The organism is Pseudomonas sp. LS44, from assembly GCF_024730785.1.
Classification (GTDB): Bacteria; Pseudomonadota; Gammaproteobacteria; order Pseudomonadales; family Pseudomonadaceae; genus Aquipseudomonas.
In genome coordinates, this window is the sequence record NZ_CP102830.1 from 674,836 (window position 1) to 692,436 (window position 17,601).

At 65.6% G+C, this 17,601-nt stretch carries 16 protein-coding genes; 3 read left to right on the forward strand and 13 right to left on the reverse strand.

Features of this window, described 5'->3' with window-relative positions; genetic code table 11:
- Positions 1-114: 114 nt before the first annotated feature.
- The 8 genes from NVV93_RS03025 to NVV93_RS03060 all read right to left on the reverse strand — a co-directional run bounded on the left by NVV93_RS03025 (position 115) and on the right by NVV93_RS03060 (position 10,212).
- The gene (locus tag NVV93_RS03025; RefSeq protein WP_258252988.1) at positions 115-1,212 is read right to left on the reverse strand and encodes an ABC transporter permease; all 1,098 of its coding nucleotides are present in this window, start codon (positions 1,210-1,212) and stop codon (positions 115-117) included.
- 11 nt (positions 1,213-1,223) lie between these two features.
- Positions 1,224-2,780, reverse strand: a complete 1,557-nt coding sequence (locus NVV93_RS03030; RefSeq protein WP_258252989.1) for an ABC transporter ATP-binding protein — start codon at positions 2,778-2,780, stop codon at positions 1,224-1,226.
- Between the two features lie 447 nt (positions 2,781-3,227).
- The gene (locus NVV93_RS03035) at positions 3,228-4,061 is read right to left on the reverse strand and encodes a nucleoside-binding protein (RefSeq protein WP_258252990.1); all 834 of its coding nucleotides are present in this window, start codon (positions 4,059-4,061) and stop codon (positions 3,228-3,230) included.
- Positions 4,062-4,326: 265 nt separating this feature from the next.
- Complete coding sequence (locus tag NVV93_RS03040; protein WP_258252991.1) at positions 4,327-5,265, reverse strand: LysR family transcriptional regulator; 939 nt, start codon at positions 5,263-5,265, stop codon at positions 4,327-4,329.
- Positions 5,262-5,861 (reverse strand): YigZ family protein, encoded by a 600-nt coding sequence (locus NVV93_RS03045; protein ID WP_258252992.1) that lies wholly within the window; start codon positions 5,859-5,861, stop codon positions 5,262-5,264. Before NVV93_RS03045 ends, NVV93_RS03040 begins: the two co-directional genes overlap by 4 nt.
- Complete coding sequence (locus NVV93_RS03050) at positions 5,861-6,529, reverse strand: TetR/AcrR family transcriptional regulator (protein ID WP_258252993.1); 669 nt, start codon at positions 6,527-6,529, stop codon at positions 5,861-5,863. The genes NVV93_RS03045 and NVV93_RS03050 overlap by 1 nt, the downstream gene beginning before the upstream one ends.
- Before the next feature lie 325 nt (positions 6,530-6,854).
- Positions 6,855-8,834, reverse strand: a complete 1,980-nt coding sequence (locus NVV93_RS03055) for an alkyl/aryl-sulfatase (protein ID WP_258252994.1) — start codon at positions 8,832-8,834, stop codon at positions 6,855-6,857.
- Between the two features lie 175 nt (positions 8,835-9,009).
- Entirely contained in the window at positions 9,010-10,212 is a 1,203-nt protein-coding gene (locus tag NVV93_RS03060; RefSeq protein ID WP_258252995.1) for an oxygenase MpaB family protein, read from the reverse strand.
- A 166-nt stretch (positions 10,213-10,378) separates the two neighbouring features.
- Between NVV93_RS03060 and NVV93_RS03065 the strand changes: the two genes are divergently transcribed.
- Positions 10,379-11,044 carry a TetR/AcrR family transcriptional regulator gene (locus NVV93_RS03065; protein WP_258252996.1) on the forward strand — a complete coding sequence of 222 codons (666 nt, stop codon included), beginning with the start codon at positions 10,379-10,381 and terminating at the stop codon, positions 11,042-11,044.
- An 89-nt stretch (positions 11,045-11,133) separates the two neighbouring features.
- Here the strand turns inward: NVV93_RS03065 and NVV93_RS03070 are convergent, their stop codons facing one another.
- The 3 genes from NVV93_RS03070 to NVV93_RS03080 form a co-directional block, all read right to left on the reverse strand.
- Positions 11,134-12,426: an NTP/NDP exchange transporter gene (locus tag NVV93_RS03070; RefSeq protein WP_258252997.1), complete on the reverse strand. Its 1,293-nt coding sequence runs from the start codon at positions 12,424-12,426 to the stop codon at positions 11,134-11,136.
- A 198-nt stretch (positions 12,427-12,624) separates the two neighbouring features.
- Positions 12,625-13,548 carry an aldo/keto reductase gene (locus tag NVV93_RS03075; protein ID WP_258252998.1) on the reverse strand — a complete coding sequence of 308 codons (924 nt, stop codon included), beginning with the start codon at positions 13,546-13,548 and terminating at the stop codon, positions 12,625-12,627.
- 335 nt (positions 13,549-13,883) lie between these two features.
- Positions 13,884-14,933, reverse strand: coding sequence for an MBL fold metallo-hydrolase (locus tag NVV93_RS03080; protein WP_258252999.1), 1,050 nt, complete (start codon positions 14,931-14,933; stop codon positions 13,884-13,886).
- A gap of 127 nt (positions 14,934-15,060) precedes the next feature.
- Here NVV93_RS03080 and NVV93_RS03085 point away from each other — a divergent pair, with 127 nt between their 5' ends.
- Positions 15,061-15,630, forward strand: a complete 570-nt coding sequence (locus tag NVV93_RS03085; RefSeq protein ID WP_258254271.1) for a pseudouridine synthase — start codon at positions 15,061-15,063, stop codon at positions 15,628-15,630.
- A 47-nt stretch (positions 15,631-15,677) separates the two neighbouring features.
- On the opposite strand, the gene NVV93_RS03090 is transcribed toward NVV93_RS03085, so the two are convergent.
- A complete protein-coding gene (locus NVV93_RS03090; RefSeq protein ID WP_258253000.1) occupies positions 15,678-15,896 on the reverse strand; it encodes a DUF2788 domain-containing protein in 219 nt (72 codons plus the stop codon).
- A 334-nt stretch (positions 15,897-16,230) separates the two neighbouring features.
- On the reverse strand, positions 16,231-16,710 hold the full coding sequence (locus NVV93_RS03095) for an Lrp/AsnC family transcriptional regulator (RefSeq protein ID WP_258253001.1): 480 nt from the start codon (positions 16,708-16,710) through the stop codon (positions 16,231-16,233).
- Between the two features lie 491 nt (positions 16,711-17,201).
- Here NVV93_RS03095 and NVV93_RS03100 point away from each other — a divergent pair, with 491 nt between their 5' ends.
- Positions 17,202-17,576, forward strand: coding sequence for a DUF4189 domain-containing protein (locus NVV93_RS03100; protein WP_258253002.1), 375 nt, complete (start codon positions 17,202-17,204; stop codon positions 17,574-17,576).
- Positions 17,577-17,601: the final 25 nt, after the last annotated feature.

Genomic DNA, 17,601 nt, shown 5'->3' on the forward strand with positions numbered 1-17,601 from the left:
AGGCGTACAACCCCAGCGTCGCGGGGGCGGGGAACCAGGTCTCGAGATTTGCACGAGCCAGTCCCCTCTCCCATTCATGGGAGAGGGTTAGGGAGAGGGCGCTGTTCGACCAGCTCATACCGCCACCTCCTTCAGCGCCACACGCCGCCGCCAGTTCAGCCCCAGGCGCGGCTTGTAGAGAATCAGCACGTCACAGGCGAGCAGGAAGAACAGCATCATGCCCTGGAACAGCTGGGTGATTGCCTGCGGCAGGTTGGCGTTCATCTGCGCGTTCTCGCCGCCCAGGTAGAGCAGCGCCATCAGCAGGCCGGCGAACAGGATGCCGAGCGGATTGAGGCGGCCGAGGAAGGCCACGGTGATCGCCGCGTAGCCGTAGCCCGGCGAGACTTGCGGGACCAGCTGGCCGATCGGTCCGGTGACTTCGCCGACCCCGGCCAGACCAGCCAGCGCGCCGCTGATCAGCAGGGCGATCCACACCAGCTTCTTCTCGCGAAAGCCGACGAAACCGGCGGCACGCTGGTCGAGGCCGAGCACCTTGATCTGGAAGCCGAGGAAGCTCTTCTGCAGCAGCACCCAGACCGCCACCAGGGCGGCGATGGCGAAGTACAGGCCAGCATGCACGCGGCCGTCCTCGAACAGCGCTGGCAGGCGGCTGGCGTCGCCGAACATCGCCGACTCGGGGAAGTTGAAGCCGGCCGGGTCCTTCAGCGGGCCGTGCACGCAGAACAGCAGCAGGTTCAGCGCGATGTAGTTGAGCATGATGCTGGTGAGGATTTCGTTGGCGTTGAACTGCGTGCGCAGCCAAGCGGTGAGCCCGGCCCAGGCCGCCCCGCCGAGGATTCCGGCGGCCAGCACCAAGGTCAGTGCCCAGCGGCTGTCCCAGCCGGTGATGTGCACCGCCACGGCGCTGCCGGCCAGCGCGCCGATCAGCAGTTGGCCTTCGGCGCCGATGTTCCAGATGCGCGCCTGGTAGGCGACCGCCAGGCCGAAGGCGCAGAGCAAGATCGGCAGGGCTTTGACCAGCAGTTCGGAGACCCCGTAGAAGTCGCTGACCGGGTCGATTAGCAACACCTTGAGGGTTTCCAGCGGGTCATGGCCGAGGGCGATGAACAGCAGCGAGCCGCAGAGCAGGGTGAGCACGGCGGCCAGCGCCGGTGACAGCCAGAGCATGGCGCGCGATTGCTGGCCGCGCGGTTCGAGGGAAAGCAGCATCGAAAGCTCCGTCAGCTCAAAGCGGCGGAGGCCGCCGCGGAATCAGGGGAAGTGAGGAATTCGCCGGCCATCCAGCGCCCGACTTCGCTGGTGTCGGTCTCGGCGGTCGGCTTCAGTGCCGACAGCCGGCCGCTGCTCAGCGCGGCCAGGCGGTCGCTGATCTGGAACAGTTCGTCGAGGTCTTCGGAGATCACCAGGATCGCTGCGCCGGCATCGCGCAGGGCGATCAGTGCGCGGTGGATGGCCGCTGCGGCGCCGACGTCGACGCCCCAGGTCGGGTGCGCAGCGACCAGCAGTTTCGGCTGCTGGAGAATCTCGCGACCGAGGATGAATTTCTGCAGGTTGCCGCCGGACAGGCTGCGCGCCGCGGTCTGCGCGTCCGGGGTCTTCACCGCGAAGCGGCGGATGATCTCCTCGGCGAACGCCTGCACCTTGCCGCGCTGGATCATCCCGCGACTCACCAGACCGCGCTGGAAGGCGGTGAGCAGGCCGTTGTCGGCCAGCGACAGGTCCGGCACCGCGCCGTGGCCGAGGCGCTCGGCGGGGACGAACGCCAGACCCTGGGCGCGCCGCGCATCGGGGCGCAGGTGGGCGACCGACTGGCCATTGAAGCGGATGCGCGCCGGCTCGGCGGTGATCCGCTGTTCGCCGGAGAGCAGGGCGAGCAGTTCGTCCTGGCCGTTGCCGGCGACCCCGGCGATGCCGACGATCTCACCGCTGCGCACCTGCAGGGCGATGTCCTTGAGCGAGGTGCCGAACGGGTCGGGGTTGTGCCAGGACAAGCCGTCGAGGACCAGGAACGGCGCGCCGCCTTCGACCTTCGGGTAGCTGGCTTCCAGGCCTTCCGCCTCGCCGACCATCAGCCGCGCCAGCGCAAGGTCCGAGCACTCGGTCGGCACGCAATGTCCGGACACCCGGCCGCCGCGCAGCACGGTGGCGCGCTGGCAGAGCGCGCGCACTTCGCCGAGCTTGTGGCTGATGAACAGGATGCTGCAGCCCTCGGCGGCCAGGCTGCGCAGGGTGGCGAACAGCTCGTCGGCCTCCTGCGGGGTGAGCACCGAGGTCGGCTCGTCGAGGATCAGCAGTTTGATGTCCTGCATCAGGCAGCGAACGATCTCGACCCGCTGGCGCTCGCCGATCGACAGGCTGTGCACCAGGCGTTGTGGTTCCAGGGCCATGCCGTAGCGCTGCGAGACCTCGCGGATCTGCGGCTCGAGCTGCTTCGGCGTGCCGGCCTCGCGGCCCATGGCCAGGGCGATGTTCTCTGCCACGGTGAGGGTTTCGAACAGCGAGAAGTGCTGGAACACCATGCCGATGCCGTGGCTGCGCGCCATCGCCGGGTCGCGCATGGTCAGCGCCTGGCCTTCCCAGACCAGCTCGCCGGCGTCGGCCTGCACCACGCCGTAGATGATCTTCATCAGCGTGCTTTTGCCGGCGCCGTTCTCGCCGAGCAGCGCGTGGATCTCGCCCGGTTCGATGCGCAGGTCGATGCGGTCGTTGGCCAGGCAGCCGGGGTAGCGTTTGCTGATGCCGCGCAACTCGAGACGGGGCGGGGAGGAGTGGGGCATGGCAGGAGGGCTCGAGGGCAAAGGATGATATGAGCGCAGTTAAAGCAAAAAGCTGGCCACAAGGTCAGGAATGGCCGTGCGACAAGGCCGCGACGGCAACCCGGTGGACCGCAGCGCTATTGTAGGGCGACGCCGCCGTCGGTACTGCGTCATTTTGGGGCGATCAGTAACGGGGATGACGGACGGTGCAGAAGGAGGGCAATGGAGTGCGGGGGTGGCGCTTTTTACCTCCACCGGTTGTGGGGGCGGCTGCCTTGGTGGGTCTCTCCTCAGCCGCGTAGGGCGTACTCGCGCAGCAGTACGCCAATAGTGGGCACCACGGCGGACTGTTCGCTGCGCTCCTGAGCGGCCGGAGCTCCGGTCCGCCCTACAACGCCGCCCCGGAGGGTGGAAAACCGCGAAGCGTTTTCCACCGTTGCCCTAAGGGCGGCGCAGGTCCAGCTCACATCAGAAGGTCAGTTCCATATTCAAGGTCGGGGTCGAGGTGCGGCTGCCGCGCCCGCCGTCGACGCCGAACTTGTTGTGCCAGTACTCGTAGCCGACGCCGAAATACAGGTTCGGCTTGACGTTCTTGCCCGGTCGCGCAGCGACCATCAGGGCGGCGCGCATCAGGGTTTCCGGGGCGGTGTCCTTGTCGTTGTAATCCTCGCCCTTCTCGCCGGTGTAATTGAGCATGCCCTGGAACTTGGCGGCGTGGCCGCCGATCTCGAAGGGTCGCATCCAGGCCGCGCTGAGCATGTAGGTGGCGTCGAAGGTGTGGTCCGGGTGCTTGGCGTTGGGGATGCCGGAGTGGTTCTTCTCTTTGTAGTAGAGGACACTGAAATCGGTGAAGCCGGCGGTGTTGAGCTTCAGGGTCGGGCCGAACACCACCGCGCGCTTCTTGGCGTTGCCGCGGTTGTTGTTGCGGCTGGCGTCGAAACCGAGGGTGAAGGCGTAATCCTTGACCAGTGCGTTGTCGAACTTGCGGTCGAATACCCGCGAGGCGAAGACCTGGTTGCGGTACACGCCGTAGACCTCGCTGCTGCCGTGGTCGGTGCCCTTGCGCGGATCGTTGCTGTCGGAGAGCAGCACATCAAGGTTGAAGAAGTTGCTGCCGTACTGATAGCCGCTGGCGTGGGTGAAGCTGTAGATGCGCTTGGCGATGTCGTTCGGGTTGTTCGGGTTGGTGAACTCTTTGCCGTAGCGGAAGCCGACGCTGTTGTTCATCCATTCCAGCGCCGAGGCGGGTCCCGCGCCAACCAGCGCGAGCAGCAGGGCGGTACCTTTGACGGTGTTGTTCATGCGGCGGTGTTCTCTTGTTATTGGATGTGCAGGCGGTGCCTGGGCGCAGTATCTGCACAGCTTTAATGATCACCAAAGAACAGAATATCGAGCGCAGTGATGCCGAAACGGCAGCGCTTGTTTGACTGAAAAGTCAGGTGTCCAGGGGCTTGTCTGTTTCGCTGGCCGTGGCCGGGAGGCAACGTCTGTAGGAGCGAATTCATTCGCGATGGGCTGATCGGCCGAGCGCGGATCGCGAATGAATTCGCACCTACAAGGCGAGGGATCAGCTGAGCTGCTCGCGCTCCTGGCGCTCACGCAGGCGGATTTCCGCGTCGAGCTGGCGCGCCAGGGCTTCGACCGCCGGCGGCAGATGCCGGCCGCGGCGCACGTAGAGGCCGAGATCGCTGTATACACCGCCGCCGTCGTTGAGCGGGATGTGCTTCAGCGTGCCGGCGGCGAGGTCGGCCTCGATGCCGATGCGGGTTTGGAACGCCACACCGAGGCCGCGCCGGGCCAGTTGGCGGGACAGCTCCAGTGAGCTGCTTTCCAGGATCGCCTGCACCGGTTGGCCCAGGCGCTCGCGCAGCGGGGCGAGCAGGTGATGGATGGACAGTTCGCTCTTGGCCAGGATCAGCCCGTGCTCGGCGCACTGGGCGAAGCTCGCGGCATGCTGCGACGCCAGCGGATGCTCCGGGACGACGATGGCGCCGAGGCTGAAATGGCCGACGCTGAGCTGCTCCAGCTCGGCGCTGCGGGGTAGGGCGAAGGCCAGGCCGAGGTCGACGTCGCCGGCCAACACCGCTTCCGGGATCGATTTGGAGCCGAGCAGGGTGACGCCGACGGTGACCTGTGGGTAGCGCTCGCGCATGTCCTTGAGCACTCGCGGCAGCAGGTCGGCAGTGACCGCCTCGACCGTGGCGATCTCCACGTGGCCGGTGCGTAGGCCCTGCAGCGCGTCCAGCTCGGCGCGCACGCGCTCGACGTCCTGCAGCACCACGGTGACGTGACGGGCGAAGATCTCGCCGGCGGCGGTCAGGCGCAGGCCGCCGGGCAGCCGGTCGAACAGCGGCGCGCCGAGCTCGTCCTCGAGCTTGAGTATCTGCCGATTGACCGCCGACGAGGCGACATTCAGCCGCCGCGCCGCTTCGCGGATCGAGTGGCAGCGGCGCACCATGTCGAAGTAGTGGATCGCCGGCGAATGGATGCGCAGTTTGCTGCTCATGTCGGGTCGTCCTTGAGTAGCTGTAGCTGGCTGCGTCCGCGGCTGAGGTCGGCGAGCAGGCGCTGCAGCGCCACGCCCTGCTCGGCCGGCACGGCCAGGTGGAGCTCGGCGCCGCTGGCGTCGAAGCGCTCTTCGTCGAGGCGCGCGCCGAACTCCCCGAGACGCGCCTTGAACAGCGGCAGCACGGCGAACTCCAGGTGACAGCGGGCGCGCTGCAACTGCAGCAGTTCGCGGCGCTCACCGGCCTGCAGGCACTTCGCCGCGCTGCCGCCGTAGGCACGCGCCAGGCCTCCAGTGCCGAGCTGGATACCGCCGTACCAGCGGATCACCAGCACCGCGATCTGGTCGCCGTCCTGGGCCTCGATGGCGGCGAGGATCGGCCGGCCGGCGGTGCCGCCGGGTTCGCCGTCGTCGCTGAAGCGGTACTGGTTGCCGACCTTCCACGCCCAGCAGTTGTGCGAGGCCGCCGCATCGCTGTGCGCGACGATGAACGCCTGCGCCTCGGCCGCGCTGCCGATCGGGGCGGCGAGGGCGTGGAAGCGGCTCTTGCGGATCTCCTCGCGGTACTCGCAAGGAGCGTCCAAGGTGAAGGGCATCAGGCCTGCGCCGGTGGCGTAAGGCCGCAGCCCTTGAGAATGATGTGGATGAGATTTTTCGCGGCGATCTCGAAGTCTTCCTTGATCAGGCGTTTGCGCTCGGTGACCCGGCAGATCTGCGCGCCGAAGTCGGCGTAGTGCTGGGTGCTGCTCCAGAGCAGGAAGATCAAGTGCAGCGGATCGATGGCGTCCATCTTGCCGGCGGCGATCCAGCTGTCGAACACCGCCGCGCGGCCGCGGAACCAGGCGCGGTAATCCTGGTTGAAATGCGCCTCCAGGCAGTCACCGCCGCTGATCACTTCCATCGCGAAGATCTTCGAAGCCAACGGCTGGCGGCGCGAGAATTCCAACTTGGCGCGGATGTAGTGGGCCAGCGCCTGCGCCGGATCGTCATCGACGGTGAGGGCGTTGAAGGTGCTGTCCCAGAGATCGAGGATATTGCTCAACACCGCGATATACAGGCCGAGCTTGTTGTTGAAGTAGTAATGCAGATTGGCTTTCGGCAGGCCGGCGCGTTGGGCGATGGCATTCATGCTGGTGCCTTTGAAGCCGTGGCGGGCGAACTCCTCCTCGGCGGCGCTGATGATCGCTTCTTCGTTCTTCTGACGAATTCGCCCGGCGGGTTTGCCGGAAGGGTTCGGGCTGTGCGCGGGCACCAGGACTGTCATAGGCCATCCAGACTTTTTCAGGAAACGGGCGACAGAACTGATAACTCACTGGCCGCGTTCAGACAAGCCGTAACTGTGCAAAGGGTCAGGTTATTCGAGTAGGTGGCTGGGGGTGCACTGTGGTGGGGCGGATTTTCCTCCATGGGCGGAGAAATGTGGCACGCCAAGCGGTCGTCGTAATGCAATCGCGGCCATGGGCGGCTCCTAAAAACGCTTAGGAACCACCCATGGCCGCGAGGGTTTCGCGCTGCACGTCAATCGCGAGTTAAACCAACCCACGTGCCATGCCGGTTGCCGATGCGCTTAGGCGCACCGGCACCTCAGCTTATGGCGTGACGATGTTGAACTGCGGGTCGAAGCTGTCGAGCAGACCGAGGAACTCGCCGAGCTTCTTGCCGTTGCCTTCAAGCTTGATGTCGCCCTGCTTGATGGCGGTCGGGAAGTCCAGCTGGCGCAGGCTGATCTTGTCCAGGGTGGCCTTGTCCAGTCGGACGGTCACGTCGGCCTTGGCGTTGGCACCTTCGCGCTGGGTCAGCACGCCATTGCGCAGGTTCAGCGCATATTCCTGGTCAAGGTCGTCGAACGCCCAGTTCATCACCATGTCGTGGCCCTGGGCCTTGTCGCTGTCGACACGCACGGACAGGTAGTCGAGGAACATCTTCGGCGTCATCGCCTTGATCAGGTCGGCGGTATTTGTCCGCGCCCCGGTCTTGGGAACGCCGTTACGCAGCTCCATCGCCGCGGTCAGGTACATGTTGCGCCACAGTGCGTTCTCGGCCTGGTAGCCGAGTTGCTCGAGGGCGTCGGCCTGCAGGTTCTTCGCTTCCTGGTTGTCTGGCTGGGCGAATACCAAGTGGTTGCCGAGCATGCTGGCCCAGCGGTAGTCGCCCTTGTCGATCGCCGCCTTCATCAGCTTTTGCACCGCCTCCGCGCCGCCGAGCGCTTCGACGTAGTGGCTGCCGGCCTCGCTCGGCGGCAGCGGGTTGAGGTTGCTCGGGTTGGCGTCGTACCAGCCCAGGTAACGCTGATAGACGGCCTTCGAGTTGTGGCTGAGCGAGCCGTAGTAGCCGCGCAGGTACCACTTCTGAGCGAGGTCGCCGGGCAACTTGTCCATCTTCGCGGCGATCTCGGTGGGCGTCAGGCCCTTGTTCGCCAGGTTGAGGGTGCGGTCGTTGAGGAACGCGTACATGTCGCGTTGGTCGGCGAGGAAGGAGCTGATGCGCTCGGTGCCCCATACCGGCCAGTTGTGCGAGACAAACATCACGTCCGTTTTGTCGCCGTAGCGCTGGATGGATGAGTCGATGTATTCCGCCCAGGCTTTGGCATCACGCACCTGCGCGCCACGCGGGGTGAGGATGTTGTGCATCATCTGCGTGGTGTTTTCAGACATGCACACCGCGCGCAGCTGCGGGAAGAAGAAGTTCATCTCCGCCGGTGCTTCGGTACCTGGGGTGAGCTGGAACTCTACCTGGAGACCGGCGATGGTGTGGGTTTCGTAGTCTTTCTTGATCAGGTCGGTCGGCGCGATCAGCGTCATGGTGCCGCCGCCCGGTACGGTCTTGCCCATGCCTGCCTCGACCTGGCCTTGATCGCCACGTGGCAGCAGCGAGCCGAACTGGAACTGCGAGCGCCGCAGCATGGCATTACCGGCGAAGATGTTTTCGCTGACGGAATGTTCCATGAAGCCAGCTGGGGCAAAGATTTTTACCTTGCCGGCTTTGACGTCGGCCTCGTTGACCACGCCGCGCACGCCGCCGAAGTGGTCGGCATGGCTGTGGCTGTAGGCCACCGCGACTACCGGTTTCTTCGGGCGATGCTTGAAGTACAGGTCCATGCCGGCCTTGGCCGTTTCGCTGACGGTCAGCGGGTCGATGATCAGCAGGCCGTCATCGCCTTCGACGATGGTCATGTTCGACACGTCCATGCCACGGATCTGGTAGATCTTCGGCGCGACTTCGAACAGGCCGGCGTACTTGTTCAGCTGGGCGAGGCGCCACAGGCTCGGGTTGACGCTGGCGGCCGCCTGGTCGGCGTCGAGGAACTGGTAGGCGTCGATATCCCAGACCACCTGGCCAGCGGCGTTCTTGATCTGCCCGGTGAACGGGGCGATCAGCCCGCGCTGGGCCGACTCGTAGTCGGCACGATCGGTGAACGGCAGAACCTTCAGCACTTCGGCGTTCTTCGTCGTGGTGATGGCGCTGGCCGGCTTGCTCGATTCGGCGGCCAGCAGCGGCTGGCTGAGGGTGGCGGCGATCAGACTGGCCAGCAGGGTGCGGCGGTGGCGGGCAAAGCTAGACAGGGACATGGAGGCTCCAAGATTTTGTTGTTAGCGCAAACGACCTGTAAGCATAGACGGCGGCATGCGCTCCCCGGTTAGCGCCAAGGGCCAAAAAATATGCATGGTCGCCTGGCGTGGCTGGCCGAGCCGAGGCAGTTGTTACGCGGGTTTTCGCCGCCGGCCGGCTTGGCACCTGGACACTTTAACCCGTCAGGGTTTCCGCTGCTGGCGCGGCCAGATTGTCCTGGTAGGCGGTGGCGCCCTCCACTGCGCCGTCGGCCTGGTCAAAGGCCAATAGGGTCTTTTCGATCTTCTGTCGGCGCAGCTCCGGGTTGTGCCGCTCAAGCTGGCGTTGCGCGCGATTCTTTTCGGTCAGGGCCGGCAGCATGGCTGCAGTCCAGTTCGACTCGGCGCCCAGCTGGTCGGCGAGTTGGTCGCCATGGAACAGCCGGCAGACGCTGTGCATCAGCAGCACCGCGTCTTCCTCGGCCATCTGCAGGGCTGGCTGCAGGCGCTGGCCGAGAGCTTGCAACATCTTGCTGGTGAGTTGCCGCGAATGGTGGTCTGGGGCGGCGATGCTGGCGTCGATCAGGGCCAGCAGTTCGGCGCCGGACTGCTGGTCGTGGGCCAGGCGATACAGGCGCGGGTCGACCCCGAGCAGGTGGGCGATCAACTGCCAGAGGTGATAGAGGTCGGCGAATTCCTCGGCATCGAAGTCGATACCGACCTTCTGCAGGGCGTTGAACGGCACATAGGTGAAGTCCAGCCAGGTACGGGCCAGGTCGAGCTGGTTGATCGGCATGCCGAGTGTCGCCTGCGGCCAGCCCTTGTTCAGCAGACCGCCGCGCACCCGTGCGTGCAGCAGGCGCACCTGCAGGCTGTGCACGTAGCCGCGGCCACCGCGCGCCAGGCCGTCGGGGCGGGCGACTTGATGGTTCCATACCGCGGTTTCCACCAACCGGCGCTCGGCGCGGCTGTCCAGGCTGCCGGTGGCCATCAACACCTTGGCGATGGCCGGCGAACTGTAGGTGTGCGCCAGCGAGCCGGGGCCGAGGGAGATGGTCAGCCACTCCAGGCCGACCGACAGATAGGCCTCGGCGCCCTTGCGGATGCGCGCGGCGTCGACCCATTCCGGCACGCTCTCGGCCTGTTCGAGCAGCGCGCGCAGGGCCGGCGGCGCCTGTTCCAGGCTGGCCAGGCCATGGGCGATGCCCTGGGCGGCGGCGCGGTTCGCCTGCGCCAGGCCGCGCTGCTCGGCGATCACCGCGTCGGCCAGCGGGTCGCCGAGCATGGCCATCTCCAGCAGCAGCTCGAGCTGGTCGGCGCCGAAGCGCTCGAGGATGGCGCGGTGGTTGAGCACGGGGTGCGGCGCGCGGTCCAGCAGATCGGTAGTGGTAACAGACATGGCGATGGCTCCGGGATGATGAGTTGTTGTTATGAGGATCGCGGGTAAAGTAAACGATACCGTTTCATTTATCCCGATCCGTGCCCTGAATGCAAGCGCGCTCGCTGGTGCCCGTTCGGCGGAAATGCCACCATGCGCCGCACTTCAGTTCAGCCGGATATTGGTGATGGCAACAGAGACAGGCGCCGAACAAGCCGCGCCGCGCCGCAGCGGAAGGCCCTCGCTGGAAGAAGCCGAGCGGCTGACCGACCGGGTGCTCGACGCGGCGACCCGCTTGTTCATGGAGCAGGGCTTCGGCGCCACCAGCGTCGAGGCCATCGCCGCCGCGGCCGGCATTTCCAAGCGCACCTTCTACAGCCGCTACCCCGGCAAACCGCAGGTGTTCGAGGCGGTGATCCTGCGCTACGTGCGCCGTTACGTGCGCCCGGCCGAGGACGTCGCCCCCGCCGACCTGCCGCTGGAAGAGCGCCTGTACCGGGTGGCCACCCAGTTGCTGGGCTGGATTCTCGAGCCGGACGTGATCGCCCTGTACCGCCTGACCATCGCCGAGGTGGCGCGTTTTCCCGAGTTGGCGCGCAGCGTCGCCGACTTCGCCATCGCCGATGCGGTGCAGGCGCTGGAAGGTGTGTTCGCCGCCGACGGGGCCGAGGACGACGCCCGTTTCGTCGCCGAGCAGTTCATGCAGGCGGTGGCGGCGTTCCCGTTCTTCGGTGCCGTGCAGGGGCGCGAGACGCCCGGCCTGGATGCCGCCAAGCAGGCGCGGGTGCGCCGCGCCATTGCCCTGTTCCTGCGCGGCTGGCAGCCGGCGATCTCGAAAAGCCCCTCTCCCTAACCCTCTCCCGTAAACGAGAGAGGGGACTGGTCTGTAGCCCGGATGCAATCCGGGGGCGGAGTCGCCGGTTTCCCCGGATTGCATCCGGGCTACGGGCTGTTGCGCCGCTCCCCATCGCGCCCGCCCAGATACCAGCCCAGTCCGCCCCAGACCGCCGCGCACACCGCGCCGGCCAATGCCGCCAGCAGCACGCCGGCGCCGAGGCCGTCGAGCAGCGCCTTGGCCCAGGCGCTGAGGGCGTCGCCGGCGCGGTAGATCACCGTGTCGATGAAGTTCTTCGCCTTGTACTTGGTCTGCGCATCCAGCGGCGCGAAGAGCATCTCGCGGCCGGGGCGGACGAAGGCGTACTCGCCGACCCGCCGCACCACCATCACCGCCGCCAGCACGGCGAAGGTCGGCGCCAGCGCCAGGGCGAGGAAACCCAGGCACACCAGCGCCGGCACTCCGGCGAGCAGCGCGCGCAGGCCGTAGCGCTCCGCTAATCGCCCGGCGATAAACAGCTGCGCCGCCAGCGACAGCGCCTGCACGGTGAAATCCAGCAAACTGAACACGCGAATCTGCGTGTCGCGTTCGGGGAACCTCTCGGCCACCAGGCGCGCCTGCTCGAAGTACAGGAAGGTGCTAGCGGTGGCGAGCAGGATGACGAAGGCGCCGACCGCCAGCAGATAGGGCGAGCGCAACACCAGGCCGATGCCGCTGAACGGGTTGCCGCTGACCGGCTGGCGCGTGCTTTCAAGGGGCATGCCGTTGGGCGCGGCATTGGCTCGGCCCGCGCCGCCGTGCTCGCGCCAGGTCATCAAGAAATGCTTGGCCGGCAGGGTCGCGGCCAGCAGTGCGGCGGCCAGCAGGGTCAGGCCGCTCTGCCCGAGGCGCTCGATCAGCAGGGCGCCGAGCGCCGGCCCGGCCAGCCCGCCGCAACTGGCCCCGGCGGCGATGAAGGCGAACAACCGGCGCGCCTGGATGGCGTCGAACACGTCGGCCATCAGGCTCCAGGCCACCGAGACGACGAACAGGTTGTACACCGAGATCCACACATAGAAGGCGCGCCCGCTCCACACCGAATCGCCGGCCTGGAACAGCGCGGCGAACAGCAGCAGGTTGAGGATGAAGAAGCCGTACACCCAGTCGACATAGCGCCGCCGCGGCACCGTCGAGTTGAGCCAGGCAAACAGTGGCACGGCCAGCAGCATGACCACGAAGGTGGCGGTGAACAGCCATTGCAGGTTCTCCACCCCGCCGAGAATGCCCATCGCCTCGCGGATTGGACGCAGCATGAAATAGCCGGCGAACAGGCAGAAGAACAGGGCAAACCCCGCCAACGCCGCGCCCAACTCGCCGGGGCGGGCATTGATGGCGGTGGTCAGGCGTTGAGTCACGGGCATGCAGCTCTCCTTCTCCCTAACCCTCTCCCGTAAACGGGAGAGGGGACTGGCTGGTGCGGACGTTCAGCTGCGTAGGGCGGGTGCAACCCGCGGGGCGCCCCCTATTGGCGGGTTGCACCCGCCCTACTAATTTCGCCGGATGAGCAACCGCGTAGGGCGTACTCGCGCAGCAGTACGCCGATGTCTACGTGACAGGGCTCAGGCAAACGCCTGAATGATCTTCTCGCGCAGCGCCGCATCCGGCAGTGGCCCGCTGCCGGCCGCCAGGTTGTCGGCCATGTAGCGCGGGTTGGAGGTGGCGGGGATGACCGTGGTAACCGCCGGCTGGGCGAGGATGAACTTCAGCAGCAATTGCGCCCAGGAGGTCGCCTGCAGGTCGACGGCCCAGTCCGGCAACGGCTGGCCTTTGACCTTGCTGAGCAGCGCGGCGCGCTGGAACGGGCGATTGATCAGGGTCGCCAAGCCATGCTCGGCGCAGTACGGCAACAGGCGCTGCTCGGCACCGCGCTCGCCCACCGAATAGTTGAACTGGACGAAGTCGATACCTTTCTCGCGCTCCAGCACCTCGATCAGGTCGGCATGCGCCGAATCCACGTAATGGGTGATGCCGATGTAGCGGATCGTGCCTTGCTGCTTGAGTTCGCGCAGCAGACCCAGTTGCGTGGCGGTGTCTTGCAGGTTGTGCACCTGGACCAGATCGATCTTCTCGCGTTGCAGCGCTTCCTGGCTGAGTTTGAACTGCGCCGCCCCGCGCTCGCGACCGCTGGACGACAGCTTGGTGGCGAGAAACGCCTTGGCCTGGTTGCCGCTGCGCTTGAGCAGTTCGCCGGTGACTTGCTCGGCGGCGCCATAGCTCGGCGCGGTGTCGATCAGCGTGGCGCCCCCGGCGAACAGGGTCTGGACCACCGCCACCAGCGGCGCCAGATCGTCGTCTTCCAGATCGACATTGAACACCCGCGAGGTGCCCAGGCCGATCACCGGCAGGCTTTCGCCGCTGCTGGGAATCTTGCGCTGCAGCAAGGGTGCAGTGGCGGCCCAGGTCTGCGGCGGTAGGAATGAGGACAGCGCAGTCAACGCGGCGAGACTGACGCCGCCCTGGATAAAGTGACGACGGCTGGGCATGAGAAGGGCCTCCGTGGTTGCACTGGACGTAAAGGGCAGACACCCGCTGGGGAGCTCAGTTCGAGGTTAAACCTTAGAACCTGTCTCGAATCTGCTGTGCGTCGGAAAAGCTGCGTTGAAAACGGCTTCGGAATGCTCATTTACAACTCGTAAACTCCGCTTCCTCAGCCGTTTTACTCGCTACGCTCGCCCTGCGGGCCAGCCTTCGGCTGTTACTCCGCTTCGCTGCGTTGCGCCTTGTTTTTCTCTAGCTCGCGAGATCCGAAGCAGGTTCTTAGGTCAGTTGGCGCAGGTCGTTGCCAGGTGTTGCCCGCGGGCCAGGCCGCGTGCCGCCGCTATACGTGCTCGGTGAGTAACGCCGGGACCGTCCATTGCTCGCCGGGCGCTGGGGCGCGGAAGGTCTGTGGCTCGATGCCGCGCTCGGCCAGCGCGCGGGTCAAGGCGCGCGGCGGGTCCAACTGGCCTTCGTCGGTCAGGTGGAAGGTGCCGAAATGGATCGCCATGCTGGTCTGCGCCTCCAGCTGTTGATGGGCCTGCACCGCGTCATCCGGGTTCATGTGGTGGTCGCGCATAAACCAGCGCGGCTCATAGGCGCCGATTGGCAGGGCGGCGAAGCGTAGTGGGCCGAAGCGTTGGCGGATCAGCTGAAATTCCGGCCCCAAGCCGCTATCGCCGGGGAACAGCAGCGGGCCGTGCGGTGAGTCGAGGACGAAGCCCAGCCACAGCGTCTGGTTGGTGTCCTTGCGCCCGCGCGCCGACCAATGCTGCACCGGCACGCCGTGCAGGCTCAGCTGCTCGCCGAGCGGCAGAGTTTGCCACCAGTCCAGCTCGTCGACCTGGGCGAATCCGCAGGTGCCAATCAGTGCGCCATTGCCCAGCCCGGTGATTACCCGCGCCGCCGGAAAACGTTCGGCCAACTGACGCAGCGTGCCCAGGTCCAGATGGTCGTAATGGTTGTGGCTGACCAGGATCACATCGATGGGCGGCAACTGCTCCAGGCTCAGCCCCGGCGGATGGTGGCGGCGCGGGCCGATAAAGCTGAACGGGCTGGCACGTTGCGACCAGAGGGGATCGGTGAGGATGTTCAGGCCATGCAGTTGCAGCAGCACGGTGGCGTGATTGATGTAGGTAACCCGCAGCTCGGCGCCGTCGACCCGCGTTGCCACGGGCGAGGCGGGGGCGGGCGACAAGGTGATCCAGGGTGTTTGCCGAGGCCGCTCGCGTTGCCATTTGAGTAGCTCGCGCAGACTTTTTTGCGGCGTTGGCTGCAGGTTGCGAAACCGCATGCCATCGAAATGATCGCTGGGCACGCCGCGATAACCCGCATCGCGGCCGAGCAGCGCAAGGAGATTGAGCAGCCAGATAGGGCGTGCGGCGCGTGGCATATCGGCTCGGGCTCTTGCTGTTGGCGAGTGCTCAACCTAGCATGGCCGCTCCTCGCTGCCAGCAGCGCCGAAACCTTTTGCAACCATGCCTCGTCCCCCCCGCGTTTCCCGCCCGGCCCCCCGGCGCATCGCCAAGGCGCCGCCCGCCGAACCGCGGCTAATCGTGTTCAACAAACCGTTCGACGTGCTCACCCAGTTCAGTGACGAACAGGGCCGCGCGACGCTCAAGGATTTCATCGCGATCCCCGGCATCTATCCGGCCGGACGCCTGGACCGCGACAGCGAAGGCCTGCTGCTGCTGACCAATGACGGCCAGTTGCAGGCGCGCATCGCCGATCCCAAGCACAAGCTGGCCAAGACCTATTGGGTGCAGGTGGAAGGTGAGCCGAGCGCCGAGCAGTTGCAGCGCCTGCGCGAGGGAGTCGAGCTGAATGACGGGCCGACCCTGCCCGCCGAGGCGCGGCAGATCGACGAGCCAACCTTGTGGGAGCGCCAGCCGCCGGTGCGCTTTCGCAAGAGCATTCCGACCCGTTGGCTGGAGTTGGTGATACGCGAGGGGCGCAATCGACAGGTGCGACGGATGACCGCGGCGGTCGGGTTGCCGACCCTGCGTCTGGTGCGCGTGCGCATCGGTCCGTGGAGCCTGGATGGCCTGGGTCTTGGCGAATGGCGCGAAGTGCCGGCGCGTTTGCCGTAACAGGCCGTTGAAAAACTACCTAGGTTGCCGATACGGCGTGCTGCGAGTCAGGTGGGAATGCCGCGTGCCGCCTCGATGACATAGCCGATCAGCGGCTTGGCCAGGAAGGCGAACAAGCACAGGCCCAGGCCGAGGAACAGGATCGCGGTGCCCAGGCGGCCGGCTTTGGACTTTTTCGCCAGGTCCCAGATGATGAAGGCCATGAAAACCATCAACCCGCCGACCAGGACGTACATCATCAGCGCTTCGAACTGTTCCGGTTCCATCGTGACCTCAAGCAATTTGGCAAAAGACAGGACAGCGCCAGCCGGTGACTGGCGAAATAGGGGCGGGCGATTGTTGTCGGAGCTCTAGCGGCGGGCCACGCGGGGTACGGCAAAACGCCGGCGATTATACGCGAAGGCCCTGGCCGTGCGGCAGGGCTTCGTCGCCTGGCAGATTAGTGGCCGGCGTGGCTAATTCGAATACTCAATTTCGGCACCAGACTTCGCCATACGGCGTTGCCATTTCTCGCCGTAGCTCTGCTACGACTCGGCATGGCGCCTTGTCTGACAAACCCTGGCACTCGAACTTGAATGCACGACTTAACCGTGCAGGCCACTAGCTGCGCAGATGTTGCAGGGGCAGTTCGGTACTGGACATCACGTGGTCGAGGACGAAGCTGGAGCGCACGCTGGACACCCCTTCGATGCGCGTCAGGGTGCCGAGCAGCAGCTTCTGGTAATGGTCCATGTCCGGTACCACCACTTTGAGCTGGTAGTCGGCGTCCATCCCGGTGACCAGGCTGCATTCCAGCACCTCCGGGCATTTGCGGATGACTTCCTGGAAGTGCTCGAAGCGCTCCGGGGTGTGCCGGTCCATGCCAATCAGCACGAACGCGGTGAGGCTCAGGCCGAGCTTCTTGCGGTCGAGTAGGGCGACCTGACGGACGATATAGCCATCGTCCTCGAGTTGCTTGACCCGCCGCGAACAAGGCGACGGCGACAGGCCGATACGTTCGGCCAATTCCTGATTGGAGATCCGCGCATCGCGCTGCAGTTCGGCGAGAATGTTCAGGTCGTAGCGGTCTAGTTTGTTCATGGTTTGCGATCTTTTATTGATTGCTTGCGCCTAAGAATGCATTTGTAGATAAAAATTGCGCAAGTAATAGTTGATTGGACAATTTTCGCAAGCCGCTGCTGCGGCGAAAGGCCTAAGCTTTACCTCAGTTTCAAGGCCCGGACATCTTCGTCCACCCGAGCCGCCCAATCAGGCGGATCGGCGCCACCGCTCCCACCGGGGCGTCCTGGCAACCGGGTCCGCACTGCCCAATCAGGCAGGCGAGGCAAGCAGCGCCACAAGCGCCGATAGGGGACAGACAGCAAAAAGGGAGACCCCGCCGGTCTCCCTTTTTGCTATGCGCAGGGTTTTGCCGTTGACCAGAACAGCGGGGGATACGGTGCCATCTGAAAGCGCGGGTTGGGTGGGAGGGGGTAGTCGGTGATGGCACAACAGCATCGCTTTTGCCGCGACCGGGATTTACTCTGGGGGTGATCCGCCACCCGAGTGGATCGCCCTTCCAAGGAGGCAACATGCAGCGGACGATTAAACGGCTCCACACAATTACCCTGGGCTTGGCCTTATCACTGGCGGCCGCCCAGAGCTTTGCCGCCGGCGCTTTGGCGATCGACAGCAACCAGGGCGAGCAATTTGGCTTCTCTTACAATTACGCCGATTACGGCGAGGCCCAGCAGCGGGCGTTGGGTGAATGCGGTGGTAATTGTGAAGTCGTCCTGCAGTTCGCCGGCGAGTGCGCCGCCTATGCAGCCGACCAGCAGCAGGGTTCGAGCATCTATGGTTGGGCGACCGCCGGGTCCTCGGGCGGCGCGCAAAGCGGCGCCATCTCGCAGTGCCAATCCCGTGGTGGCAATAGCTGCACCGTGCGGACCTGGGGATGTGAAGGCTAACGCCTGCGCGGGGGCTAATCGGCAG

What these genes read in the sequence shown, in the direction of transcription:
- NVV93_RS03055 (WP_258252994.1), bottom strand. Translation starts at nt 8,834, where the DNA reads ATGTCCCTGTCTAGCTTTGCCCGCCACCGCCGCACCCTGCTGGCCAGT.
- NVV93_RS03075 (WP_258252998.1), bottom strand. Translation starts at nt 13,548, where the DNA reads ATGCCCAGCCGTCGTCACTTTATCCAGGGCGGCGTCAGTCTCGCCGCG.
- NVV93_RS03090 (WP_258253000.1), bottom strand. Translation starts at nt 15,896, where the DNA reads ATGGAACCGGAACAGTTCGAAGCGCTGATGATGTACGTCCTGGTCGGC.
- NVV93_RS03095 (WP_258253001.1), bottom strand. Translation starts at nt 16,710, where the DNA reads ATGAACAAACTAGACCGCTACGACCTGAACATTCTCGCCGAACTGCAG.
- NVV93_RS03025 (WP_258252988.1), bottom strand. Translation starts at nt 1,212, where the DNA reads ATGCTGCTTTCCCTCGAACCGCGCGGCCAGCAATCGCGCGCCATGCTC.
- NVV93_RS03065 (WP_258252996.1), top strand. Translation starts at nt 10,379, where the DNA reads ATGGCAACAGAGACAGGCGCCGAACAAGCCGCGCCGCGCCGCAGCGGA.
- NVV93_RS03030 (WP_258252989.1), bottom strand. Translation starts at nt 2,780, where the DNA reads ATGCCCCACTCCTCCCCGCCCCGTCTCGAGTTGCGCGGCATCAGCAAA.
- NVV93_RS03080 (WP_258252999.1), bottom strand. Translation starts at nt 14,933, where the DNA reads ATGCCACGCGCCGCACGCCCTATCTGGCTGCTCAATCTCCTTGCGCTG.
- NVV93_RS03070 (WP_258252997.1), bottom strand. Translation starts at nt 12,426, where the DNA reads ATGCCCGTGACTCAACGCCTGACCACCGCCATCAATGCCCGCCCCGGC.
- NVV93_RS03100 (WP_258253002.1), top strand. Translation starts at nt 17,202, where the DNA reads ATGCAGCGGACGATTAAACGGCTCCACACAATTACCCTGGGCTTGGCC.
- NVV93_RS03060 (WP_258252995.1), bottom strand. Translation starts at nt 10,212, where the DNA reads ATGTCTGTTACCACTACCGATCTGCTGGACCGCGCGCCGCACCCCGTG.
- NVV93_RS03045 (WP_258252992.1), bottom strand. Translation starts at nt 5,861, where the DNA reads ATGCCCTTCACCTTGGACGCTCCTTGCGAGTACCGCGAGGAGATCCGC.
- NVV93_RS03050 (WP_258252993.1), bottom strand. Translation starts at nt 6,529, where the DNA reads ATGACAGTCCTGGTGCCCGCGCACAGCCCGAACCCTTCCGGCAAACCC.
- NVV93_RS03040 (WP_258252991.1), bottom strand. Translation starts at nt 5,265, where the DNA reads ATGAGCAGCAAACTGCGCATCCATTCGCCGGCGATCCACTACTTCGAC.
- NVV93_RS03035 (WP_258252990.1), bottom strand. Translation starts at nt 4,061, where the DNA reads ATGAACAACACCGTCAAAGGTACCGCCCTGCTGCTCGCGCTGGTTGGC.